Here is a 23,743-nt window from a genome sequence, read left to right as displayed (position 1 = left end):
AGGATGAGAGAGGTACGTGAGTGGACGGCGCACGCCGGGCGGATCGCGAGGAAGCGTCGCGATCCCGTGGTCGTCCAGACGCTGCGGTCCGCGATCGCGGCGACGATCGCGTACGTCATCGCGCTGCGGCTGAGCCCCGAGCCGGCACCTCTCACCGCTCCCCTGACGGCACTGCTGGTCGTCCAGGTGACGCTGTACGCCACCATCACCAACGGCTTCCGCCGGGTGAACGCCGTGGTGACCGGCGTCCTCGTCGCCATCGCGTTCAGTCTGCTGGTGGGCCTGACCTGGTGGAGCCTGGCGCTGCTCCTGGTGGCCTCGCTGGCCGTGGGCCGGCTGGTCCGGGTGGAGGAGTACGTACCCGAGGTCGCGATCAGCGCGATGCTCGTCCTCGGCGTCACCACCGTCGGGGACACCGCCTGGGCCCGGGTGGTGGAGACGCTGATCGGGGCGGTCGTCGGGCTCGCCTGCAACCTGCTGCTGGCTCCGCCGGTGTGGGTGGAGGAGGCGGGCGAGTCCATCGAGGGGCTGGCGCGCCGGCTGCGGCAGCTGATGCTGCGCATGGGCGAGGAGGCCGCCGACGGCACGCCGGTGCACCGCGCGGAGAAGCAGCTGCACGAGGCGCGCCGCCTGGACCACGACATCGTCGAGGTGGACGCGGCCCTACGGCAGGCCGAGGACAGTCTGCGGCTCAACCCGCGCGTGCAGGACAGCGTGCTGCACCGGGTCGTGATGCGCACCGGCCTGGACACGCTGGAGATCTGCACGGTCGTCCTGCGCGTGCTCGCCCGCTCCCTCACCGACCTCGCGAAGGAGCGCGAACCCGAGCCGCTGTTCGAGCCCGAGACGGGCGCCGCCCTGCAGCAGCTGCTGTCCGAGATCGCCGACGCCGTGGTGAGCTTCGCGGTGCTGGTCACCACGCACCTCAGTGCGAGCGCCGAGTCGGCGGAGGAACGTCTCGCCGCGGAACTGCGCACCGCGGCGGGCACCCGCGACAAGCTGGCCCTGCTGCTGCGTGAGGAGGCCGAGCGCGACCTCCGGCACTGGCAGCTTCCCGGAGCCGTCCTGACGGAGGTCAACCGCATCCTCGACGAGCTCGACACCGAACACCGCACCCGGCGCCTGTTCGAGGAACTGGACCGTGTGTCGCGCGAGCAGCGCGCCCGGATGCCCCGGCTGACGCGGCTGCGGGAGCGGCTGGGCGTCACGGAGCAGTTGTGGCGGAACCGCGCGGGGTTCGGCGAGCGTTCTCGCTGAGGGAACGCCGGCAGGGGGCCGGCACATGAGGCGAGGAGCGGGCCGATGGCCGACACGACCGTGCGGATCGACGGGAACACACTGCGGCTGCCGGGCGGGGTCGCCGTGCGGTTCATCCGCACCCTGCGCCTGCCGGAGACCGGCACCCATCCGCTGCCGCCGGGCCTCGGCGAGTTCCCGGTGCGGCGGGTCGCGGACTACGGGGACAGGGTTCCCGAGGCGTGGCGGGCGCGCGGCGGTGTGATGCTCCCGGTGTATCTGCGCGAGGCGATGTGGCTGAGCTTCGCGGGCACCTCGGAGCCGGCCGCGCTCCAGGTGGGGGTCGGCAAGGTGTGCGCGGTCTCGGGCCGGCCCTGGAGCGACCGCCTGGCACACGACCCGCAGAACTATGTGGTGCTCCCCCGCCAGCCCTGGCTGGACGGCATCAACTCCGGCACGGGCACGGTCCGTCAGTTCGTGGCCGTCCCGCTCGGCCTGGGCGCCACCGTCGAGGGGCAGGTCACGGGCGAGGAGGTGTGGGGCGGCGTACAGCTGCGGTCCTTCGCGCTGAACGACCGGGAGCTGGCGCGGTGGCGTGAGGAGGAGCGGCAGCGGGCGGAGCGGACGAGGGCGATGCCGCCGCCGAGTGGGTACGGCGCCGCGATGCCGGGCGGCCTGCCAACCGCCGCGTCCGGCGGTTTCGGTGCCGCGATGCCCATGGCGGCACCGCCCGCGTCCGGCGGCTTCGGCGCCGCCATGCCCATGGCGGCCCCGTCCGCGCCCGGAGCGGTCCCGGCGCCCGCCGCCGGTGCCGCTCCGGCGAGCCCGCCCCGCGCGGCCGCCGCGATGGGTCTGGGCGTCGGCGGTTCCATGCGGCAGGAGGTCTACCAGGACGACCGGCCCCTCACGGACTGGTCGGAGCAGCCCGCGGGCCGGGTTTTCGTGCACCTGGTGACGCCGCCGGAGTGGCACCGCATCACCGGCGAGGCCGCGCCGCCCTCGCCGGTGGACCGGGCCGCGTACACCCGCGCGGGCCTGCCCTGGTTCGACTACTACGACGAGGACGCGCAGGACCTGGCCCCCACGGACCCTCTCCGGTCCGTGAAGCCGGTCGGCGACTGGCTCGGCGACGACCACGAGCCCTGGCAACCGCCCACGCCGGGGCAGACACAGCAGCTCAAGGACGCACCGGGGAAGCCGGTCGAGGACGGGGACTGGTAGCGGGCGCAAGCGCGTCACGGACGGGACGAGGACTGGTAGGCGGCGGAAGCGCGTCGCGGACGGGACGAGGACAGGCAGCCGACGACGGCACGTCACGGACACGACCAGGACGGCCAGCCCACGACGGCACGTCACGGACACGACCAGGACGGCCAGCCCACGACGGCACGTCACGGACACGACCAGGACGGCCAGCCCACGACGCCACGTCACGGAGGGGGCGGGCAGCCGGCCGGGGCGCGTGACGGACGAGGACCGGCAGCCGAGGACCCCAGGTCGCGGAGGTGCCTGGCAGCCGGCCAGGTCGCGGAGGGCGCTGACAGCCGGCCGGGACGCGTCGCGGACGGGGGCTGTCAGGCCGTCACGACCCGTTGCGCCTCGCGCAACACCGGCTGCCGTTGTTGCACCCGGTGGACGGGACACGCCAAGGTGGCTGTCACGACGGGGACGAGTGACGACCTGAGGGGCGACATGGACAGTGGTGGCTGGAGCAGGCGCCGGTTCGTCGGTGCGCTGGCGGGTGGGGCCGCCGCGGCGGCGTTGCCGGCCTGCGACGACACGACCGCGCCCACGAACACTCCGGCCCCGGAGCCCGAGGCGAGTACGAGCCCGTCCCGCGAGGCCCGCCGCCCCTCCGGCCCCCGCCCGCTCTTCCTCGGTACCTACACATCCGTCGAGGGCGGCGGCAAGGGCATCGGCCTGGCCACGTACGACGCGGCGACGGGCCGGATCACCGGCACCGGCACGATCACCGGCGTCGGCGACCCGTCGTATCTCGCGCTCCACCCGGACCGCCGCACGCTGTACGCGGTGGACGAGCGCGACGACGGTGCCGTGACCGCCGTCCGGCCGGCCGACGGGAAGGTCCTGGGCAGCCGGAGCACCGGAGGCGCGGCCCCCTGCCATCTGTCGGTCCACCCGGGTGGGCGCTGGCTGCTCAGCGCGAACTACGGCTCGGGCAGCGTGGCCGTGCATCCCATCGACGCCTCGGGCGCCCTCGGTGAGCGCACCGACCTCGTCCGGCACACCAGTCCGCCGCCCGGCCCCGGCCAGGAGGGCCCGCACGCCCACCAGTTCGTCACGAGCCCGGACGGGGGTCACGTCCTCGCCGTCGACCTGGGGACGGACACCGTCTACACGTACCGGCTGGACGAGAAGGCGGGCACGCTCACCGAGGTCGCGCAGGCGCGGACCCGGCCGGGCGCGGGGCCGCGCCACCTCACGTTCCACCCGGGCGGCCGGTACGCGTACCTCGCCAACGAGGTCGACGACACGGTGGCGGTCTGCTCGTACGACAAGGCCTCCGGCCGGGTGACCGTCGGCGAGGCGCAGTCCACGGGCACGGGCTCGGGTACGAGCTACCCGGCGCAGATCCTGGTGACCGCTAACGGCCGGTACGCCTATCTCGCCAACCGCGGCCACAACAGCCTCACCCGGTACGCCGTCGAGGCGGACGGCGCCCGGCTCAGGCTGCTCGACACGGTGCCGGTGGGCGGGGACTTCCCGCGGCAGATCGCCTTCTCGCCGGAGGGCACGCTGCTGTTCGCGGCGAACCAGAAGTCCTCCACCGTCACCGTGTTCCACGTGGACGAGGCGAACGGCGAACTGCGCCGCGCGGGCGAATCGTTCCCCTCACCCGTCGCCGTCTGCGCGCTGCCGCTGTAGGGCCCCCGGGCACGACGCGGCGCTCGCCTGGCTGAGCAGGATGTGCATGCGTTCGGTGAGCTGCGCGACGTCGTCGGCGGGCGCGTGGAACGCGAGGCGTACGTCGCCGTGGGCGCGGGCCCGTTCGATGCGCAGCGTCAGTCCGTGCCGGTCGACGGCGAGCGGCTGGACGCGGACGGCGCCGTGCAGACTGCCGGAGTCGACGAGCCGGGTGAGCCGCTCGACGGCGTCGGCGTGGCAGTCGGCGAGGTGGGTCAGCAGGCGGGCCTCGGCCGTGGTGAGCGGGTCGGGCACGGCGGCGGCGAACTCGTCGAGGTCCACGACCACGGCTCCGGACGGCTGCCGCAGCACCACGCGGGTGGGCGTGAAGACGAGCCTGTCCCCGTCGACGGCGAACCAGCCCGCGAGCCACAGGCGGGCGCGGACCCGGTCGCGGACCGGGACGGGCGCGACGTCGGCGAACTCCAGCACCGCGGACGGCTCGCCGCGGGGCGCGCAGATCGCGGCCGCGAGCAGGGCGCTGTCCTCGGGCACCTCCACGAGCACCCGGCCGTCCTCGCCCACGGTGTGCGCGCCGACCAGCTCCTCCCGCGTGCCCTCCGCGGTCACGGAGCAGGACCACGCGGCGGCGAGCACCGTGCGGGCCCGCTCCGCCGCGGCGGGAGCCGCCGTCCAGCTGTGGCTGTCGTCACCCATCCCAGACCTCCTTAGGTAAGCCTCACCTAACCTACCGAAGATCGGGGTGCACGCCAACCACGTCACGTGCTCTTCGCGAGAGCTTTTCAGGGAGTGAGGACGCCCAACAGGGCGCGGGCGCACAGCTCACGCACCTGTTCCCGGCCCAACTCCGTGCCGCGCAGCCACTCCAGACATACAGCCGTGGTGAACGCCAGCCAGCCGCGTACGGCCAGCCGGACCTCCGGCCGCTCCTCGAAGGCCGGGCCGAACTCGGGGTCCGCGGCGAGCGCGGCGAGGATCTGCCGCTCCTGCGCGGCCAGCGCCCGCTGATAGACCCGCCGCACCGCCTGGTCCCCGGCCGCGTCGGCGCGATGGAAGGCGCGATAACCGTGCGCGTGCGCCTGGACGTACTCCAGGAACGTCTCAAGACCTGCCGCGAGTTGCTCGCGGACCGGGAGGCCGGGCACCGCCGCCGTCATACGCAGCATCCGCTCGCTCTCGCGCTCGACGACCGCCGCGAAGAAGTCCCGCTTGGTCGGGAAGTAGTGGTACAGCAGCCCGCGCGACACCCCGGCGATCTCGGCGACCTGCTCGATCCACACGTCGTCGTAGGGGCTCTCGGAGAACAGTCGCGCCCCGACCGACAGAAGCTGCTCCCGGCGCTCCTCGGTACTGAGCCGGCGGCGCGGGCGCCCGCCCTGGTTCGCGGCCATGCCCGCACTTTACTTGACGTCGGTTCAACAACGGGACCAGACTGAACCGCACTATTGAACCCATGTACAACACGTGCGAACCCGCCGCCGGATCAAGGGAGATCGCGTCATGACGGAGGCGTCGGCACGGACCGGGGAGCCCAGGGGGTTCCGGAGTGCCGAGCTGGGCTGGCCGGAGCTGGACCGCATTCCGCATCCGCCGCGCCGGGTCCCGCTGCTCGGTGACGTGCTGGGCGTGAACCGGCGCACTCCCCTGCAGGACTCGATGCGCTACGCCCGCCGGCTGGGGCCGGTGTTCCGGCGGAAGGCGTTCGGCAAGGAGTTCGTGTTCGTGTGGGGCGCCCGGCACGCCGCAGACCTCGCGGACGAGTCGCGCTTCGCCAAGCACGTGGGACTCGGCGTGGCCAATCTGCGGCCGGTCGCCGGGGACGGCCTGTTCACGGCGTACAACCACGAGCCGAACTGGCAGCTGGCCCACGATGTCCTCGCGCCGGGGTTCAGCCGCGATGCCATGGCCGGATACCACCCGATGATGCTGTCCGTCGCGCGGCGGCTGACGGAGCACTGGGACCGGGCGGCGGCGACGGGCCGGGCGGTGGACGTGCCCGGCGACATGACCAAGCTGACGCTGGAGACGATCGCGCGCACCGGCTTCGGGCACGACTTCGGTTCGTTCGAACGCTCCCGGCCGCACCCCTTCGTGACGGCGATGGTGGGCACGCTGACCTACGCGCAGCGGCTCAACACCGTCCCGTTCCCGCTGGCTCCGCTGCTGCTGCGGAGCGCGAGCCGCCGCAACGCGGCCGACATCGCCCACCTCGACCACACGGTCGACGAACTGGTCCGGGCCCGGCGGACCACCGGTGGCGGCGAGGGTGATCTGCTCGACCGGATGCTGGAGACGGCTCATCCCGGCACCGGGGAACGGCTGACCCCGCAGAACGTCCGCCGTCAGGTCATCACGTTTCTCGTCGCGGGCCACGAGACCACGTCCGGCGCGCTCTCCTTCGCCCTGCACTACCTCTCCCGGCACCCGGAGGTCGCCGCCCGGGCCCGCGCCGAGGTGGACCGGGTGTGGGGAGACACAGCGGAGCCCGCCTACGAGCAGGTGGCCCGGCTGCGCTACGTCCGCCGGGTGCTGGACGAGTCGCTGCGGCTGTGGCCCACCGCGCCCGCGTTCTCCCGGGAGGCCCGGGTGGACACGGTGCTGGCCGGGGAGCATCCCATGCGGCGCGGGGCGTGGGCGCTGGTGCTGACGCCGATGCTGCACCGGGACCCCGAGGTATGGGGCGCGGACGCGGAGCGGTTCGACCCCGACCGCTTCGACGCACAGGCCGTACGGTCCCGGCCCCCGCACACCTTCAAGCCGTTCGGGACGGGGGCGCGGGCCTGTATCGGGCGCCAGTTCGCGCTGCACGAGGCCACGCTGGTGCTCGGGCTGCTGCTGCGGCGCTACGAGCTGCGGGCCGACCCGGCCTATCGGCTCGGCGTGACGGAGCGGCTGACGCTGATGCCGGAGGGCCTGCGGCTGCGCCCGGAACGCCGCACGGCGGTACGGGAGCCGGCCTCAGAGCTGCGCTGTCCAGTGCCCGGGGCGGGTGACTGACCCGGGCAGCCGGGTCCCGGCACTCCCCCGGGCCGCGTTCAGCTGCGGCTGGGTGAGGAAGAACGCACCGGTCAGGTCGGCGTCCGTGAGGTCCGCGTCGCGCAGGTCGGCACCGATCAGGTCGGCGCCCCGCAGGTCCGCGCCGGTGAGGTCGGCGGCGATGAGGTAGGCGCCGCGGAGGCCGGCACCGCGCAGGTCGGCGCCCTTGAGGCGGGCGCCCATGAGGTCCGCGCCCCGGCGGTCCTTCCTGCGGCCCTTGATGCCGGCCCTGGCCAGCTCACTCGTCCTCAGCAGCAGGACGTTGACCTCCTGGCGGTGCGCCGCCACGTCCAGCCCGGCGAGCTCCTCGGGGGTCCCGCCGGTCAGTTCCTCGGTCTTCTCCAGCGCCGCGCGCAGCCCGGCGTGGACGGGACGGGCCGCCGGCAGGGTGAGCGCCTCGGTCAGGTACCACAGCAGCTCGTGCAGTTGCCGGACGACGGGGAACACCTCGGACATGCGGCGGACCTGCTCCGGCGGTCCGGTGCGCCAGTCCCGGCCGCCGAAGGTGACCTGCGAGACCTGCTGCCCGGCGCCGAAGCAGTCGTAGACCGTACAGCCGGAGAACCCTTTCTGCCGGAGCCTGGCGTGGATGCCGCAGCGGTGGTCGTCCTGGAGGTTGCGGCAGGGCGTGCCGGCGGCCTTGTCGACCGCGAAGTCGGCCGACGCGGCAAAGGGCAGGGCGACGCAGCACAGCCCGAAGCACCGCTCGCAGTCGCCGCGCAGGTCCGCCTGCTCAGCCTGGTGATCTCGCATGCCGTTCAGCATACGAAACGAAAAGCGACGGGTGAGTTCCCGTCACCAGGTGAGCCCCGGTGCCTCCAGACGCTCCAGCCGCTCGGGGTCGGCCAGGATGTACATGCCGGTGATGCGGCCGTCGGTGATCGTGACGCCCATGACCGACTGCACGCGGCCCTCGGGCGCGTGGACGACCCCGACCGAGCCGTTGACCAGCACCAGCTGCGCGGCCTGCGCGTACCGGGCGAACATGAGCGCCCGTTCCGCCACCGCCTTCGCGCCCTGGACGACCTTGGACGCGGCCGCGCCCCGCACGAGAGCCCCCGAGTCGGCCCGCAGCACCACATCCGGGTGCAGCACTTCGAGCAGCGCCTCGAAGTCGCCGCCGCGCGAGGCGGCCAGGAACGCGTCGAGCACCTGCTTCTGCCGGCCGAGGTCCGGCTCGGCCGACGGGGTGGCGCCGCGCACCCGGCGCCGCGCGCGGCTCGCCAGCTGACGGGTCGCGGCCGGGCTGCGCTCCACGATCGGCGCGATGTCGTCGAACGGCACGGCGAACATGTCGTGCAGCACGAACGCGAGCCGCTCGTCGGGGGCCAGGTTCTCCAGCACGACGAGCAGGGCCAGGCCCACGGAGTCGGCGTGCAGGACCTCCTCCGCCGGGTCGAGGTGCGACAGGGGCCGGAGCACGGGGTCCGGGACGAAGGCCCGCACGGTGTCCTGGGTGTCGCCCATCGGCTCCTCGCGGCGCGCGGTACGCGAACGCAGCAGGTCCAGGCAGACCCGGCCGGTCACGGTGGTGAGCCAGCCGCCGAGGTTGTGGATGTCGTCCGCGTCGGTGCGGCCGAGCTTCAGCCAGGCCTCCTGGACGGCGTCCTCCGCCTCGGAGAGCGAACCGAGCATGCGATAGGCCACCGCCTTCAGATGGCCGCGGTGTTCCTCGAAGCGGTCGGCCAGTTCCTCGCTGCCCGTCATGGTCTCCCCCGTCGTGCGCCGGTCATCTGCTGAACAGTTCGAACGTCACCGCCGGCCTGCCCCCGAACCGCTCCCCCATGGCCTCGGCGTGCCCGGTGAGGAAGCGGCGGACGTAGGTCTCCGGATCCTCCTCGGTCAACACCTCGATGTAGCTGCGGTGTTCCAGCAGCGAGGCCACCGCGCGCTCCAGGCCGGCTGTCGCGTCGACGGCGTGGGTGGGGGCGCTGGAGCCCGCGACGGCGACCCAGCGCACACCGTCCCAGGGGTCGAGGCCCTGCTCCACGAGCTCGGGAAAGATCCACCGGTTGCCGGCGTCGCCCGCCGCGTCGAGCGTGGCCCGGCCGACGGCCACATGGTCCGGGGTGTTCCAGGCGACGCCGCCCCAGGTGTCGCGGTGGTTGAGCGTGATGACCAGCTCGGGCCTGTGCCGGCGGATCGCGGCGGCGATGTCGCGGCGCAGGGCGGTGCCGTACTCGATGACGCCGTCCTGGTGGTCGAGGAACTCCACCTCCGTCACGCCGACCACCGCCGCGCTCGCCCGCTGCTCCCGCTCGCGCAGCGGCCCGCACCGCGCGGGCTCGATCGTGTCGATGCCCGCCTCGCCCCGGGTCGCGAGGACGTAGGCGACCTCGCGGCCCTCGTCGGTCCAGGCAGCGATCGCCGCCGAACAGCCGTACTCGAGGTCGTCCGGGTGTGCCACGACCGCGAGGGCACGCCGCCAGTCGCCGGGCATGGGCTGCAGTTGAGTGGTCGTCATGTGCGCAGACTAATCCGCGCCACCGGCGTCACCGGGCGTACGGCACGGCTTCACGCCTCGCCCCGCACGAGCGCGAGCAGCCGGTCGAGGACGCGGGGCCCGCCGGTGCGGATGCCGTCGTGCTCGAACTCGTCCGTGATCCAGGTGCGCAAGCCCCGGATCGTGCGGGCGGTGCGCAGGGAGTGGGCCGTGTCGACGTACATGTCGTCGTGGTAGACGGCCGCCACGACCGGTACCTCGTTGGCGGCGAGGCGGGCCGGGTCGTACAGGGGCGTCCAGTTCGTGCGGGCGGCGAGCAGGTCGGCGGGCTCGCGCAGGGGGCGCAGGGCCGGGTCGCAGTCGAACATCCAGGGGTGAATCGATTCCCCGGTGAACAGGAGAGGCTCATCCCCCGCGAGGGCCTTGGCGGCGTCGAACTGCGGGAACTCGGCGCGGACCCGCTCGGCCGACCAGCCGGTGGGCCGGGCGTCCTGGCCGTAGATCGACTCGTGGATCAGGGCGTACAACGGGTGCCGGGCGTAGGAGAGCATGGCCTGCGCCTGCTCCTGGAACGCGTCGGATAGCGTGTGGCCCTGCGCGGTGCGGACGAAGGCGTTCTCCAGGAGGTAGTGCAGGCGGTGGGTGCCGTCGCCGGTGCCGAGGACGATGCCGAGGGACTGGAAGGCCTCGACGGTGAGCCGGTAGCCGTTGGACAGGACCACGTCGTGGTGAAGCAGGTGGTCCGCGATGCGGCGGGCGCGCTCGGCGTCCTGCGGGTAGCGGGCGTAGTGGGCGGTGACCTTGCGTTCGATGCGCGGGAAGGCGGCCCGGTAGACGTCGTCGGCGTGCGCGTCGAGGGAGGGCAGGCCGCCGGTGAGCACGGCGGTGGTCAGGCCCTCGGGGGCCAGGGACAGGTAGCTGGTCGCGCAGAAGCCGCCGAAGCTCTGGCCGAGGACGGTCCAGGGCTTGCCGGGGGTGAGCTCCGCGCGGATGACCTCGCAGTCGCGGACGATCGAGTCGGCGCGGAAGTGCGTGAGGTACTCGGCCTGCTCGGCGGGGCCGCCGCGCAGCGGGAGCGTCTGGCGGTTGGCGGGTGTGCTGTGGCCGGTGCCGCGCTGGTCGAGGAGCAGGACGCGGTACTCCTGCAGGGCCCTGCCCAGCCAGCCCGGGCGGCCGACGGACCGGTCCGCGCCGAAGCCGGGACCGCCCTGGAGGTAGAGCAGCCACGGCAGGTCCTGGTGCGCCTTGTCGCTCGCCACGACTTCGCGGGCGTACAGCTCGATCGTCTCGTCCTCGGGGCGGTCGTGGTCGAGGGGGACGGTGAAGCGGCGGTCGGTGAGGACGACTCCGGGCTGACGGTAGCTGGTGGTCAACAGGGCTCCCGGGACGGACGGATTTTCGGACCGCGTCCCAGTTCATCACAGCGATCGTCCGCGGGTGAGCCCTTCGATCATGAAACCTTGCTGAACGGCGGTTCAGCCCTAGGCCGTGTCCGCAAGGTCCCGCCTGCCCCGCGGGCGAACGACGGGACTTCGCGGACACGACCTAGCGGGCGGACAGGCTGGAGCGGCGGACCACCAGCTCGGGCTGGAGGACGACCCTGCGGTGCTCGTGCGCTCGCGCCGTGCCTTCCTCCTCCGTCTCCTCCAGGAGCAGGTCGGCGGCCATGGCGCCCATGGTGACGGCGGGCTGCCGGACCGAGGTGAGCGGGACGGCCGCGGCGGCGGCGAACTCGATGTCGTCGTAGCCGACGATGGCGAGGTCGTCGGGGACGCCGACACCGGCCGCGTACATGGCCTGCAGCACTCCGAGGGCGAGCAGGTCGTTCGCGCAGAACACGGCGGTGGGCCGGTCGGCGAGCCCGAGCAGCCGGGCCCCGGCGTCGCGGCCGGCGGCGACGTCCAGCCGCTCGGTGGGCAGTTCGCGCAGCACGTCGGGCCCGAGCCCGGCCTCGGCGAGCGCTTCGAGGGCGCCGGTGCGCCGGTCACGGACCTGGTTCAGGCCGGGCGGGCCGCTGACGTAGGCGAGGGAGCGGTGCCCGGCGTCGACGAGGTGGCGTACGGCCAGGGCGCCGCCCGCGACGTCGTCGACGGAGACCGAGCACTCGGTGGTGCCCTCGGCGACCCGGTCGACCAGGACGAAGGGGATGTTGTGCCGGCGGAACCCCTCGATGTTGCGGCCGGTCGCGTCGGCGGGCGTGAGCAGCACACCGCGCACCCGCTGCTCGGCGAAGAGCGACAGGTACTCGGCCTCCTCGCCCGGGTTCTGGGCGCTGTTGCAGACCATCACGCCGAGTCCGGCCTGCCGGGCGGCGCGCTCGGCGCCGCGCGCCACGTCGACGAAAAAGGGGTTGCCCATGTCGAGGACGAGCAGCCCCATGATGCGGCTGCGGCCCGCGCGCAGTTGGCGAGCCGACTCGCTGCGGACGTAGCCGAGCCGGTCTATCGCGGACAGCACGCGGGCCCGAGTCTCGGTCGCGACCGTGTCCGGGCGGTTGATCACGTTCGAGACGGTGCCGACGGAGACTCCGGCGACGCGGGCGACGTCCTTGATACCCACCGACTGGGCCATCGGGCAGGGACCTCCAGAGGGAGACGAGGGGGGCGGCGGCCGGGGCGGCTTCACACTACCGGCAGCCGCCCCGGGAACCGGTCGCGGTCAGGCGGGCAGGCGGAAGTCGACGACGCGCAGCGCCGAGGGCGTCGTACCGCTGGACTTCTCCTGGTACATGAAGGACAGCACCCCGTCCTGCGCGACCCGTGTCTCGTCGGTGACGACCTCGCCGAAGGCGTTGAGGCCGCTGCCGTCGAAAAGGATCTTCCAGTCGGTGTACCCGGAGGCGGCGGAAGCCGCGGCGATCCGCCCGAACGGGAAGATGGCGTAGGCGTTGTCGTACTTGTCCAGGATCAGCTTGGTGCGCTGGCTGGAGTTGAGCGGGACCGGTATCTCGGTCTTCTGCCAGGTGCCGGAGGCGTTCTTGCGGACATGGAAGGCACGGCCGTTGGCCGTCCGGTTCGCGACGTAGTTCGTGGTGCACTGGCCGAACCGGCCCGGGACGTAGGAGATGATCGCGTGCGGCCGGCCCGCGGAGTCGGTGAACTGGCTCTCCTGGTTCATCAGGGAGTGGTCCGGGTTCAGGGGGTCCACGACCAGACCGGCGTCGTTGACGGACACCTTGTCGGAGCCTCCGGTGACGCCGACGACGGCACCGGCGTTGTTGCGCCAGGTGCGGCCCCGGTCGTCGGAGTAGACGTAGCCGGTGTCGTGGTTGGTGATGCCGCCGCTGCTGCACATCACGGCGCCGTTCTGCTCGCGCCAGGTGAAGAAGGAGTGCAGCCGGCCGTTGCGGTCGTAGTCGATGCCGTGCAGGTACATGTTGCGGGCCGTCGAGGAGCCGTGCTCGCTGCTGTACGTGCCGGTGGAGGCGGACCATTCGCCGAGGTTGGTCCACTTGGTGCCGTCGTACTCGGCGAGGGCGTTGCGGCCGTTGCCCGAGACGGCGACGCGGTAGCTCAGCTGGAGCTTGCCGTCCGGCGTGGAGACGAACTGCGGGTAGGTGAACTGCGAGGTCAGTGCCAGCCCGTCCAGCGTCGACTGGGGCGCGCCGAAGCGGCTCGCGGTCCAGCTCAGCCCCGCGGGGTTGTCCATGAGCCCGGCGACGGACTTGACGTACGTGAAGCCGTCGCTGTGGGAGTCCATGTTGAGGTGCAGCCGGCCGTCGACCTTGGAGAGGCCCATGGAGATGACGTTGTGGGAGTCGTTGTAGCGAAGAGTGTGCCCGACCTTCACGGTGGACCAGGTGCTCGCGCCGAGGGCACGGCGGCCGACGACGGCGTTGCGGTCGGCGGTGTACCAGGCGGCGTACTGGTAGCCCTTGTAGGTCAGCAGGCCGTTCTTCTGGAACGCGTTGTTGTTGACCAGCCCGTCATAGGACACGAAGAAGAGGGCCTGGCCGTCGAGCGTGGTGGTGCCGGTGCGGGTGACCGACGGGCCGGGGTCGGCGGCCCGCGCCGTGCCGGAGGCGAAGGCGGGGGTCACCACCGCTCCCGCGAGAGCGGCGGCCAGCAAGGTACGTCTGTGCATCGCGTGGACTCCATTGTCATGCGAGGTGGAATACTTCGGTGAGCGGTTTCATGGCCTCGTCGGGCCGGGCGCCGTCCAGCGACTCGAAGAACGGCGCCATCTCCGCCTGCCAGCGGGCGTTGACGTCGGTGGCTTCCATGCCGGCCTGGGCGGCCGCGAAGTCCTCGGTCTCGAGGTAGCCGACGAGCAGTCCGTCCTCGCGCAGGAAGAGCGAGTAGTTGTGCCAGCCGGTCTGTGAGAGTGCCTGGAGCATCTCGGGCCATACCGCGGCGTGCCGCTCGCGGTACTCGTCGAGGCGCTCCGCCCGGACCTTCAGCAGGAAGCACACGCGCTGCATCAAGGACCTCCCAGGATCTAGAAGTTGAACTGGTCGATGTTCTTGGCGTCGAACACGGTCGGCTTGCCGAGGCTGATCACGCCGTCCTTGCCGATGGTGTACTCGCCCATGGAGCCGGCCTTGAAGGTCTCGCCCTCCTTGCCGGTGATCTGCCCGGAGGACAGCGCGACGGCGGTACGGGCGGCCAGCTCGCCGAGCTTGGCCGGGTCCCACAGCTCGAACGCCTCGACGGTGCCGTTCTTGACGTACTTGCGCATGTCGTTGGGGGTGCCGAGGCCGGTCAGCTTGACCTTGCCCTTGTACTTGGAGCCCGACAGGTACTGGGCGGCGGCCTTGATGCCGACGGTGGTCGGGGAGATGATCCCCTTCAGGTTCGGGTACTCCTGGAGCAGGCCCTGGGTCTGCTGGAAGGACTGCTGGGCGTCGTCGTTGCCGTACGCGACCTTCACCAGCTTCATGTTCTTGTACTCGGGCTTCTTCAGCTCGTCCTTCATGAAGTCGATCCAGGTGTTCTGGTTCGTCGCGGTCTGCGCGGCGGACAGGATCGCGATCTCGCCCTTGTGGTCGACCTGCTTGGCGAGCAGCTGCACCTCGGTACGGCCCAGGTCCTCGGCGGAGGCCTGGGAGACGAAGGCGTTGCGGCAGTCGGGGGTGGTGTCGGAGTCGTAGGTGACGACCTTGATGTCGTTCTTCATGGCCTGCTTCAGGGCGGTGCACAGCGCACCGGGGTCCTGCGCGGAGACGGCCATCGCGTCGACCTGCTGCTGGGTGAGCGTGTTGACGTAGGAGACCTGCCCGGCGGTGTCGGTCGCGCTGGACGGCCCGACCTCCTTGTAGCTGGACCCCAGCTCCTTCAGCGCCTTCTCGCCGCCCTTGTCGGCGCTGGTGAAGTACGGGTTGTTGACCTGCTTGGGCAGGAACCCGACGGTGAGGCCCTTCTTGGTGGCGGCGTTGGGGTCGGCCTTGCCGGCGGTGGCGGCGGAGGCGCCCTCGTCGGCGACGTCCTTCTTGGTGGTGCCGCCGCAGGCGGTGAGCGCGAGCGCGAGGGAGGTGGCGGTGGCGAGGGCCGCGCAGCTGCGGCGGAGGGTTGACTTGCGCATGGCGATGGTCCTTTACGAGGAAGAGCTGGATGACGAGAGGGGAGTCGAGGCGGCTCTGCGGCCCGCCCTCGCTGTGGAGATCTGCCGCAGGACCCGGGGGCCGAGCACGGACAGAACGAGCAGGACGCCGGTGACGACGATCTGGGACTGGGCGGACACGTCCTGGAGGCTCATCACGTTCTGCAGCGCCCCGAGGAGGAACACCCCGGCGATGGCGCCGCCCAGCGTGCCCTTGCCGCCGTCGAAGTCGATGCCGCCGAGCAGCACGGCGGCCACGACGGACAGTTCGAGGCCGGTGGCGTTGTCGTAGCGGGCGCTGGCGTAGTGCAGCGCCCAGAAGATGCCGGTCAGGGAGGCCATCAGACCGGTCAGGGTGAACAGGATCAGCTTCTGCCGCTTGACCCGGATGCCGGCGAAGCGGGCGGCCTCCTCGCTCGCGCCGATCGCGAACAGCGACCGGCCGAACGGCGTGGCGTGCAGCGCGACCACGGCGATGGCGAGCAGGACGACGAACGGCAGCAGGGCGTACGGGATGAACGTGTCGCCGATGCGTCCGGCCGCGAAGTCCAGGTACTGCGTCGGGAAGTCGGTCACCGCGTCGGAGCCGAGCACGATCTGCGCGATGCCCCGGTAGGCGGCCAGCGTGCCGATGGTGACGGCGAGGGACGGCAGCCCCAGCCTGGTCACGAGGAGCCCGTTGATCAGCCCGCACACGACACCGAGCAGCAGGCAGATCGGGATGATCGTCTCGATGGTCATGCCCTGGTTCCACAGGGCGCCCATCACGGCACCCGACAGACCGGCCGTGGAGGCGACCGACAGGTCGATCTCACCGGAGACGACCAGCAGGGTCATCGGCAGCGCGATCAGCGCGATCGGCAGCGTGCTGCCGATCAGGAACGACAGGTTGAACGCGTTGCCGAACCCGTCGACGAAACCGAAGGAGAACAGCAGCACCACGACGAGCAGGGCGCCGACGGCGGAATCCCACCTCTTCAGGCCGGACCAGTGGACCGTTCGGCTCGGGGAGATGTCAGCCATGGCGGGCGTTCCTCTTCTTCAGGGCGGAGGCCACGCGCAGCGCGACGACCCGGTCGACCGCGATCGCGAGGATGAGCAGGATGCCGTTGATGGCGAGCACCCAGACGGAGCTGACGCCGAGGGCGGGCAGCACGCTGTTGATGGAGGTCAGCAGCAGCGCGCCGAGGGCCGCGCCGTAGACGCTGCCGGAGCCGCCGGTGAAGACGACGCCGCCGACCACGACCGCGCTGACGACGGTCAGTTCGTAGCCGCTGCCGGTGCCGGAGTCGACGTTGCCGAACCGGGCGAGGTACATCGCGCCGGCGAGTCCGGCGAGGGCGCCGCAGAAGGTGTAGGCGGCGAGGGTCCGCTTGCGGACGGGGATGCCGGCGAGGCGGGCGGCCTCGGGGTTGGAGCCGAGCGCGTACAGCTCGCGGCCGCTGGCGAAGTGCTTGAGGTAGTAGGCGGTGGCGATGAGCACGGCCAGCGCGATCAGCGCCAGGTACGGCACCGCCGAGATGCCGCCGGAGCCGAAGTCGACGAATCCGCCGGGCAGATCGGCCGCGGTGATCTGGCGGGAGCCGACCCAGATGGAGTCGATGCCGCGGATGATGTACAGCGTGCCGAGGGTGACGACGAGCGCGGGCACCTGGCCGAGACTGACGAGCAGTCCGTTCAGCAGTCCGAAGCCGATGCCGAGCAGCACGGCCAGCGCGATCGCCACGACGGGGTTGCCGCCGCCCTGGAGATAGATGCCGGCGGCGAAGGCGCTGATGCCGAGCGTGGATCCGACGGACAGGTCGACGTTGCGGGTGATGACGACGAGGGACTGGCCGGTGGCCACCAGGACCAGGATCGTCGCGTTCAGCAGCAGGTCCTTGATGCCCTGTTCGGACAGGAACTCGCTGTTGCCCGCCTGGGTGACGCCGATCATCACCAGGAAGACGAGCAGGATGGCCAGTTCGCGCATCTTGAAGACGCGGTCGACCAGCCGGGTGCCGCTCGACTTGGGCACATCGGCCACGGGGGCTTCTTGCGGAGTGACGACCGTCATGCGGCGGCCCTCCCGGTGGCTGCGGCCATCACGGTTTCCTCGGTGGCGTCGGAGCGTGGGATCTCGGCGGTGAGCCGGCCCTCGTGCATCACCAGCACGCGGTCGGCCATGCCGAGGATCTCGGGCAGGTCGGAGGAGATCATCAGTACGGCCACGCCGTCGGCGGCCAGCTGCGACAGCAGCCGGTGCACCTCGGCCTTGGTGCCGACGTCGATGCCCCGGGTCGGCTCGTCGACGATCAGCACCTTCGGGCCGGTGGCCAGCCACTTGGCGAGCACGACCTTCTGCTGGTTGCCGCCGGACAGGGTGTTGACGGTGTCGGCGATCCGGGCGTACTTGACCTGGAGCCTGACGGCCCAGTCGAGGGAGCGGCTGCGCTCGGCGCCGCGGTCCATGAGCCCGGCCTTCACCGTCGTACGGAGCCCGGTGAGCCCGATGTTCCGTTCGATGGACATGTCCATCACCAAGCCCTGGGCGCGCCGGTCCTCGGGGACCAGGGCGAGCCCGGCGGCCATGGCGGTGGAGGGCGCTCCGTTGACCAGGGCCTTGCCCTGGACGCTCACCTCGCCGGCGTCCCAGCGGTCGATGCCGAACACGGCCCGGGCGACCTCCGTGCGCCCGGCGCCGACCAGTCCGGCCAGGCCGACGATCTCGCCGTGCCGGACGTCGAAGGAGACGTCGGTGAAGACACCCTCGCGGGTCAGCCGGCGCACGCTCAGGGCGACCTCGCCCGGCTCGACCTCCTGCTTGGGGTACAGCTCGTCGAGGTCGCGGCCGACCATGCGGCGCACGAGGTCGTCCTCGGTCATGTCCTCCAGCGGCTCGCTGGCGATCCAGGCTCCGTCGCGCAGGGTGGTGACCCGCCGGCAGATCTCGAAGATCTCCTCCAGCCGGTGGGAGATGAACAGCACGGCGGCGCCCTGGTCGCGCAGAGTGCGCACGACGCCGAAGAGGCGGGCGACCTCGCTGCCGGTGAGGGCGGCGGTCGGTTCGTCCATGATCAGGACGCGGGCGTCGAAGGAGAGGGCCTTGGCGATCTCGACGATCTGCTGGTCGGCGATGGACAGACCGCGGGCGGGCCGGTCGGGGTCGAGTTCCACCCCGAGGCGCTCCATCAGGGCGGCGGTCGCGTTGTGCGTGGCCTTGTGGTCGATCCGGCCGAGGGCGCGGCGCGGCTGGCGGCCCATGTAGATGTTCTCGGCGATCGACAGGTCGGGGAAGAGCGTGGGCTCCTGGTAGATCACGGCGATACCGGCGTCGCGGGCGTCGCCGGGTCCGTGGAAGGCGACGGGCGCACCGTCGAGCAGCACCTGGCCGGCGTCCGGGCGGTGCACCCCGGCAAGGGTCTTGATGAGGGTGGACTTGCCGGCACCGTTCTCGCCGGCGAGTGCGTGCACCTCCCCGGGGAACAGCTCCAGGGAGACGTCCCGCAGTGCGCGGACCGCGCCGAAGGACTTGGAGACGTCCTTCAGTGCGAGAACCGGGGCCGGACCCGTGGTGGACGGGTGGGTCATGAGGGCTCCTCGACGACGCCGGCGGGTCAGCCCTCTCGGCGTCGTGAAAGGTTTCAACTGGGTTGCCGGGACGTTAGGCGGGCCGCGCATGTCACGTCAATGGGTTCCGGTCGAAAAAGTTTCGGGGATGCAAGGTCACACATGGGTCACGCGAGACCGTCTTGGCCGGAGGGGTTGACACCCCTTCGGGGGGCCCATAGCTTCGCGTCCTGAATCGTTTCATTCAGTGGTCGTCACGACCCGATGTCACAGGAGCCTGACGTGACCGAGCTCGCCGCGGCGAAGGCCGCTCTCAAGACACAGGCCGTCGAGACGCCGTCGTGGGCGTACGGGAACTCGGGCACACGCTTCAAGGTGTTCGCTCAGGAGGGCGTGCCGCGCACCCCGTTCGAGAAGCTGGACGACGCGGCGAAGGTGCACGAGTTCACCGGGGTCGCGCCCACGGTGGCCCTGCACATCCCGTGGGACAAGGTCGACGACTACGCGGCCCTGGCCAAGCATGCCGAGCAGCGGGGCGTGAAGCTCGGGGCGATCAACTCCAACACCTTCCAGGACGACGCCTACAAGCTCGGGAGCATCTGCCATCCCGAGGCTTCCGTGCGGCGGAAGGCGGTGGATCATCTGCTGGAGTGCGTCGACATCATGGACGCGACGGGTTCGGCGGATCTGAAGCTGTGGTTCGCCGACGGGACGAACTATCCCGGGCAGGACGACATCCGGGGGCGGCAGGACCGGCTGGCCGAGGGGCTGGCGGAGGTCTACGAGCGGCTCGGGGACGGGCAGCGGATGCTGCTGGAGTACAAGTTCTTCGAGCCGGCGTTCTACACGACAGATGTGCCGGACTGGGGTACCGCCTATGCCCACTGTCTGAAGCTCGGGCCGAAGGCGCAGGTCGTCGTCGACACGGGGCATCACGCGCCGGGTACCAACATCGAGTTCATCGTGGCGACGCTGCTGCGTGAGGGGAAGCTCGGCGGGTTCGACTTCAACTCGCGGTTCTACGCGGATGACGACCTCATGGTCGGGGCGGCCGATCCGTTCCAGTTGTTCCGGATCATGTACGAGGTCGTGCGGGGCGGCGGGTTCTCGTCCGAGGTCGCGTTCATGCTCGACCAGTGCCACAACATCGAGGCGAAGATCCCGGCGATCATCCGGTCGGTGATGAATGTGCAGGAGGCCACGGCGAAGGCGCTGCTGGTCGACGGTGACGCGTTGGACGCGGCGCAGCGGGCGGGTGACGTGCTGGAGGCCAATGCCGTGGTGATGGATGCGTACAACACGGATGTGCGGCCTCTGCTTCGTGAGGTGCGTGAGGAGATGGGGCTGGACCCCGAGCCCCTTGCCGCGTATCGGCGGTCCGGGTGGGGTGAGCGGATTGTTGCTGAGCGGGTTGGTGGACAGCAGGCGGGGTGGGGTGCGTAAGCGTCTGCCGAGTTCTGTTGTCCGCGGGGTGCGGGCCGTACGTGGCTGGTCGCGCAGTTCCCCGCGCCCCTGAAACATCCACCCTCCCTTGAAAGGAACTGGTATTCATGGCACCCCATCCCGAGGCCGCCGACCTGCTCGCTCGTTCGCACCGGCTCGGTGCCGATCCGCGCAACACCAACTACGCCGGCGGCAACGCTTCCGCCAAGGGCACCGAGACCGATCCCGTCACCGGCGGCGACGTCGAACTGATGTGGGTCAAGGGGTCCGGAGGGGACCTCGGCACTCTCACGGAAACAGGGCTGGCCGTGCTGCGGCTGGACCGGATGCGGGCGCTCGTCGACGTGTATCCGGGTGTCGAGCGTGAGGACGAGATGGTCGCCGCGTTCGACTACTGCCTGCACGGCAAGGGCGGGGCCGCCCCGTCCATCGACACCGCCATGCACGGGCTCGTGGAGGCCGCGCACGTCGATCATCTGCACCCGGACTCGGGGATCGCGCTCGCCTGCGCCGCCGACGGGGAGAAGCTGACCGCCGAGTGCTTCGGGGACAGCGTGGTGTGGGTGCCGTGGCGGCGGCCCGGTTTCCAGCTCGGGCTGGACATCGCGGCCGTGAAAGAGACCAATCCGCAGGCCATCGGGTGCGTTCTCGGCGGGCACGGGATCACCGCCTGGGGTGACACGTCCGAGGAGTGCGAGCGGAACTCGCTGCACATCATCCGGACCGCCGAGCGGTTCCTCGCCGAGCGGGGGAAGGCCGAGCCGTTCGGGTCGGTGATCGAGGGGTACGCCGCGCTGGGCGCCGGCGAGCGGCGGGAGCGGGCCGCCGCACTCGCCCCGTACGTGCGGGCCATCGCCTCCCAGGACCGGCCTCAGGTCGGGCACTTCAACGACTCCGAGGTCGTTCTCGACTTCCTCGCGAGCGCGGAGCACCCGAGGCTGGCCGCCCTCGGCACCTCCTGCCCGGACCACTTCCTGCGCACCAAGGTCCGCCCGCTGGTGCTCGACCTGCCGCCGAGCGCTCCGCTCGAGGAGGCGATCGCCCGGCTGAAGGAGCTGCACGCCGAGTACCGCCAGGAGTACGCCGCCTACTACCAGCGGCACGCCGAGCCCGACTCCCCCGCCATGCGCGGCGCCGACCCGGCGATCGTGCTGGTGCCGGGGGTGGGCATGTTCTCCTTCGGCAAGGACAAGCAGACCGCCCGCGTGGCGGGCGAGTTCTACGTCAACGCCATCAACGTGATGCGCGGGGCCGAGGCCGTTTCCACCTACGCGCCGATCGAGGAGTCCGAGAAGTTCCGGATCGAGTACTGGGCGCTGGAGGAGGCCAAGCTTCAGCGGATGCCGAAGCCGAAGGCGCTGGCGACCCGGGTGGCGCTGGTGACGGGCGCCGGGAGCGGGATCGGCAAGGCCATCGCGCACCGGCTCGTGGCCGACGGGGCGTGTGTGGTCGTCGCCGATCTCAACGCGGAGAACGCCGAGGCCGTCGCCGAAGAGCTGGGCGGGCCCGACAAGGCCGTCGCGGTCACGGTGGACGTCACCTCCGAGGAGCAGATCGCCGAGGCGTTCCGGGCGGCCGTACTGGCCTTCGGCGGTGTCGACCTCGTCGTCAACAACGCGGGCATCTCGATCTCCAAGCCGCTGCTGGAGACCTCCGCCAGGGACTGGGACCTTCAGCACGACATCATGGCGCGCGGGTCGTTCCTCGTGTCGCGGGAAGCGGCCCGGGTGATGATCGCCCAGGAGCTGGGCGGCGACATCGTCTACATCGCGTCGAAGAACGCCGTGTTCGCCGGTCCCAACAACATCGCCTACTCGGCCACCAAGGCCGACCAGGCGCACCAGGTGCGGCTGCTCGCCGCCGAGCTGGGCGAGCACGGGATCCGGGTCAACGGGGTCAACCCGGACGGTGTCGTGCGCGGCTCGGGGATCTTCGCCGGCGGGTGGGGCGCCAAGCGGGCCGCCGTGTACGGGGTGGAGGAGGAGAAGCTGGGTGAGTTCTACGCCCAGCGGACCATCCTCAAGCGCGAGGTGCTCCCGGAGCATGTCGCCAATGCCGTCTTCGCGCTGACCGGCGGGGATCTCACCCACACGACCGGTCTGCACATCCCGGTCGACGCCGGCGTCGCGGCCGCCTTCCTGCGATGAGCGCGGCCGTGAAGTCGTACGCCGCGGTCGACCTCGGGGCGTCCAGCGGGCGCGTCATGGTCGGCCGCGTGGGCCCCGACTCGCTGGAGCTGAGCGAGGCCCACCGCTTCGCGAACCGGCCGGTACGCGTGCCCGAGGGACTGCGCTGGGACGTGCTCGGGCTGTACGCCGGGGTGCTGGAGGGGCTGCGGGCAGCGGGGCAGGCCGACTCCGTCGGCATCGACAGCTGGGCCGTGGACTACGGGCTGCTGGACGCGGACGGGGCGCTGCTCGGCAATCCCGTGCACTACCGGGACGCCCGGACGGAGGGCGTCGCGGAGAAGGTGTGGGCGACCGTGCCCGCCGGGGAGCTGTACGCCGCGACCGGGTTGCAGTACGCGCCCTTCAACACCCTGTACCAGCTCACCGCCGCCCGCTCCACCACCCAGCTCGCTCAGGCCCGGCGGCTGTTGCTGATGCCGGACCTGCTGACGTACTGGCTGACCGGCGAGCAGGGCACGGAGCTGACCAACGCGTCCACGACCCAGCTGATCGACCCCCGGACGCGTGACTGGTCGCACGACATCGCCTCTCGGCTCGGCATCGACCTGCACCTGTTCGCACCGCTGAGGCGACCCGGCGATCCGGCGGGGCTGCTGCGCGAGGAGGTGCTGGAGGAGACCGGGCTCAGCGGTCCGGTGCCGGTGACGGCCGTCGGGTCGCACGACACCGCCTCGGCGGTCGCCGCCGTACCCGCCTCGGACGAACGGTTCGCCTACATCTGCACCGGCACCTGGTCCCTGGCCGGGCTGGAGCTGGACGCGCCGGTGCTGACCGAGGAGAGCCGGGCCGCCAACTTCACCAACGAGCTGGGACTGGACGGTACGGTCCGCTATCTGCGCAACATCATGGGGCTCTGGCTGCTCCAGGAGTGCGTACGGGCCTGGGGCGACCCGGACCTGGGCGGGCTGCTGCTGGAGGCGTCCAAGGCTCCGGCGCTGCGGTCGGTCGTGGACGCGGGCGACGCGGCGTTCCTCGCGCCGGGGCGGATGCCGCAGCGGATCGCCGAGGCGTGCCGGGTCTCGGGCCAGCCCGTGCCCGAGTCGCCGGCCGAGGTGACGCGCTGCATCCTCGACTCCCTCGCCCTCGCGCACCGCAAGGCCGTCCAGGACGCCCAGCGGCTCGCCGGGCACGCGGTCGACGTCGTGTACGTGGTCGGGGGCGGTACGCGCAACGCCCTGCTGTGCCAGCTGACCGCCGACGCGTGCGGGCTGCCGGTGGTGGCCGGGCCGACCGAGGCCGCCGCCCTGGGGAACGTGCTCGTACAGGCGCGGGCGCACGGGCTGGTCGGTGACCTCGCGGGGATGCGGCGGCTGCTCGTCCGTACGCAGCCGCTCACGCGGTACGAGCCGCGCGGCGGGACCGAGCGGTGGCGTGTCGCGCAGGACCGGCTCGCCGGGGACTGACGGGGTCTCCCCCGGGCCCC

General features: G+C 71.7%; 20 protein-coding genes. 7 read left to right on the top strand and 13 right to left on the bottom strand.

Annotated elements, in window-relative coordinates; translation table 11 throughout:
- The first annotated feature begins 3 nt into the window (after positions 1 to 3).
- The 3 genes from CEB94_RS37245 (at position 4) to CEB94_RS37235 (ending at position 4,122) form a co-directional block, all read left to right on the top strand.
- The gene (locus tag CEB94_RS37245) at positions 4 to 1,257 is read left to right on the top strand and encodes an aromatic acid exporter family protein (RefSeq protein ID WP_175436344.1); all 1,254 of its coding nucleotides are present in this window, start codon (positions 4 to 6) and stop codon (positions 1,255 to 1,257) included.
- Positions 1,258 to 1,302: 45 nt separating this feature from the next.
- Positions 1,303 to 2,457 (top strand): hypothetical protein, encoded by a 1,155-nt coding sequence (locus CEB94_RS37240; RefSeq protein WP_175436343.1) that lies wholly within the window; start codon positions 1,303 to 1,305, stop codon positions 2,455 to 2,457.
- A gap of 471 nt (positions 2,458 to 2,928) precedes the next feature.
- Positions 2,929 to 4,122, top strand: coding sequence for a lactonase family protein (locus tag CEB94_RS37235; RefSeq protein ID WP_175437329.1), 1,194 nt, complete (start codon positions 2,929 to 2,931; stop codon positions 4,120 to 4,122).
- Here CEB94_RS37235 and CEB94_RS37230 read toward each other — a convergent pair.
- Both CEB94_RS37230 and CEB94_RS37225 read right to left on the bottom strand, forming a co-directional pair.
- Entirely contained in the window at positions 4,090 to 4,818 is a 729-nt protein-coding gene (locus CEB94_RS37230; RefSeq protein WP_175436342.1) for a DUF2470 domain-containing protein, read from the bottom strand. The genes CEB94_RS37235 and CEB94_RS37230 overlap by 33 nt on opposite strands.
- An 86-nt stretch (positions 4,819 to 4,904) precedes the next feature.
- On the bottom strand, positions 4,905 to 5,513 hold the full coding sequence (locus tag CEB94_RS37225) for a TetR/AcrR family transcriptional regulator (RefSeq protein WP_175436341.1): 609 nt from the start codon (positions 5,511 to 5,513) through the stop codon (positions 4,905 to 4,907).
- Positions 5,514 to 5,622: 109 nt separating this feature from the next.
- Here CEB94_RS37225 and CEB94_RS37220 point away from each other — a divergent pair, with 109 nt between their 5' ends.
- Positions 5,623 to 7,119: a cytochrome P450 gene (locus CEB94_RS37220; protein ID WP_175436340.1), complete on the top strand. Its 1,497-nt coding sequence runs from the start codon at positions 5,623 to 5,625 to the stop codon at positions 7,117 to 7,119.
- On the opposite strand, the gene CEB94_RS37215 is transcribed toward CEB94_RS37220, so the two are convergent.
- From CEB94_RS37215 to CEB94_RS37165, 11 genes are all read right to left on the bottom strand, one after another.
- Positions 7,081 to 7,923, bottom strand: coding sequence for a pentapeptide repeat-containing protein (locus tag CEB94_RS37215; protein ID WP_175436339.1), 843 nt, complete (start codon positions 7,921 to 7,923; stop codon positions 7,081 to 7,083). The two genes, CEB94_RS37220 and CEB94_RS37215, sit on opposite strands and share 39 nt — an antisense overlap.
- A gap of 30 nt (positions 7,924 to 7,953) precedes the next feature.
- Positions 7,954 to 8,865 carry an RNA polymerase sigma factor SigJ gene (gene sigJ, locus CEB94_RS37210; protein ID WP_175436338.1) on the bottom strand — a complete coding sequence of 304 codons (912 nt, stop codon included), beginning with the start codon at positions 8,863 to 8,865 and terminating at the stop codon, positions 7,954 to 7,956.
- Positions 8,866 to 8,887: 22 nt separating this feature from the next.
- On the bottom strand, positions 8,888 to 9,622 hold the full coding sequence (locus CEB94_RS37205; RefSeq protein WP_175436337.1) for a PIG-L deacetylase family protein: 735 nt from the start codon (positions 9,620 to 9,622) through the stop codon (positions 8,888 to 8,890).
- Between the two features lie 50 nt (positions 9,623 to 9,672).
- Positions 9,673 to 10,974 carry an alpha/beta fold hydrolase gene (locus tag CEB94_RS37200; protein ID WP_175436336.1) on the bottom strand — a complete coding sequence of 434 codons (1,302 nt, stop codon included), beginning with the start codon at positions 10,972 to 10,974 and terminating at the stop codon, positions 9,673 to 9,675.
- A gap of 172 nt (positions 10,975 to 11,146) precedes the next feature.
- Positions 11,147 to 12,172, bottom strand: coding sequence for a LacI family DNA-binding transcriptional regulator (locus tag CEB94_RS37195; RefSeq protein ID WP_175436335.1), 1,026 nt, complete (start codon positions 12,170 to 12,172; stop codon positions 11,147 to 11,149).
- An 87-nt stretch (positions 12,173 to 12,259) separates the two neighbouring features.
- Positions 12,260 to 13,684 (bottom strand): BNR repeat-containing protein, encoded by a 1,425-nt coding sequence (locus CEB94_RS37190; RefSeq protein WP_175436334.1) that lies wholly within the window; start codon positions 13,682 to 13,684, stop codon positions 12,260 to 12,262.
- Between the two features lie 16 nt (positions 13,685 to 13,700).
- Positions 13,701 to 14,021 (bottom strand): L-rhamnose mutarotase, encoded by a 321-nt coding sequence (locus tag CEB94_RS37185; protein ID WP_102908957.1) that lies wholly within the window; start codon positions 14,019 to 14,021, stop codon positions 13,701 to 13,703.
- A gap of 17 nt (positions 14,022 to 14,038) precedes the next feature.
- Complete coding sequence (gene rhaS / locus CEB94_RS37180) at positions 14,039 to 15,121, bottom strand: rhamnose ABC transporter substrate-binding protein (RefSeq protein ID WP_175436333.1); 1,083 nt, start codon at positions 15,119 to 15,121, stop codon at positions 14,039 to 14,041.
- A 12-nt stretch (positions 15,122 to 15,133) separates the two neighbouring features.
- A complete protein-coding gene (locus tag CEB94_RS37175) occupies positions 15,134 to 16,162 on the bottom strand; it encodes an ABC transporter permease (RefSeq protein WP_175436332.1) in 1,029 nt (342 codons plus the stop codon).
- Positions 16,155 to 17,195, bottom strand: a complete 1,041-nt coding sequence (locus CEB94_RS37170) for an ABC transporter permease (protein WP_175436331.1) — start codon at positions 17,193 to 17,195, stop codon at positions 16,155 to 16,157. The genes CEB94_RS37175 and CEB94_RS37170 overlap by 8 nt, the downstream gene beginning before the upstream one ends.
- Positions 17,192 to 18,709 (bottom strand): sugar ABC transporter ATP-binding protein, encoded by a 1,518-nt coding sequence (locus CEB94_RS37165; protein WP_175436330.1) that lies wholly within the window; start codon positions 18,707 to 18,709, stop codon positions 17,192 to 17,194. Before CEB94_RS37165 ends, CEB94_RS37170 begins: the two co-directional genes overlap by 4 nt.
- Positions 18,710 to 18,970: 261 nt before the next feature.
- On the opposite strand from CEB94_RS37165, the gene rhaI reads away from it, so the two are divergent.
- From rhaI to CEB94_RS37150, 3 genes are all read left to right on the top strand, one after another.
- Positions 18,971 to 20,131, top strand: a complete 1,161-nt coding sequence (rhaI, locus tag CEB94_RS37160) for an L-rhamnose isomerase (RefSeq protein ID WP_175436329.1) — start codon at positions 18,971 to 18,973, stop codon at positions 20,129 to 20,131.
- Between the two features lie 107 nt (positions 20,132 to 20,238).
- The gene (locus CEB94_RS37155) at positions 20,239 to 22,278 is read left to right on the top strand and encodes a bifunctional aldolase/short-chain dehydrogenase (protein ID WP_175436328.1); all 2,040 of its coding nucleotides are present in this window, start codon (positions 20,239 to 20,241) and stop codon (positions 22,276 to 22,278) included.
- The gene (locus CEB94_RS37150; protein ID WP_175436327.1) at positions 22,275 to 23,723 is read left to right on the top strand and encodes a rhamnulokinase; all 1,449 of its coding nucleotides are present in this window, start codon (positions 22,275 to 22,277) and stop codon (positions 23,721 to 23,723) included. Before CEB94_RS37155 ends, CEB94_RS37150 begins: the two co-directional genes overlap by 4 nt.
- The last annotated feature ends 20 nt before the right edge of the window (positions 23,724 to 23,743 follow it).

Origin of the sequence: Streptomyces hawaiiensis (assembly GCF_004803895.1) — a bacterium.
Classification (GTDB): domain Bacteria; phylum Actinomycetota; class Actinomycetes; order Streptomycetales; family Streptomycetaceae; genus Streptomyces; species Streptomyces hawaiiensis.
Note: the sequence above shows the minus strand (reverse complement) of the source record. Positions and strands in the feature narration are given on the sequence as shown.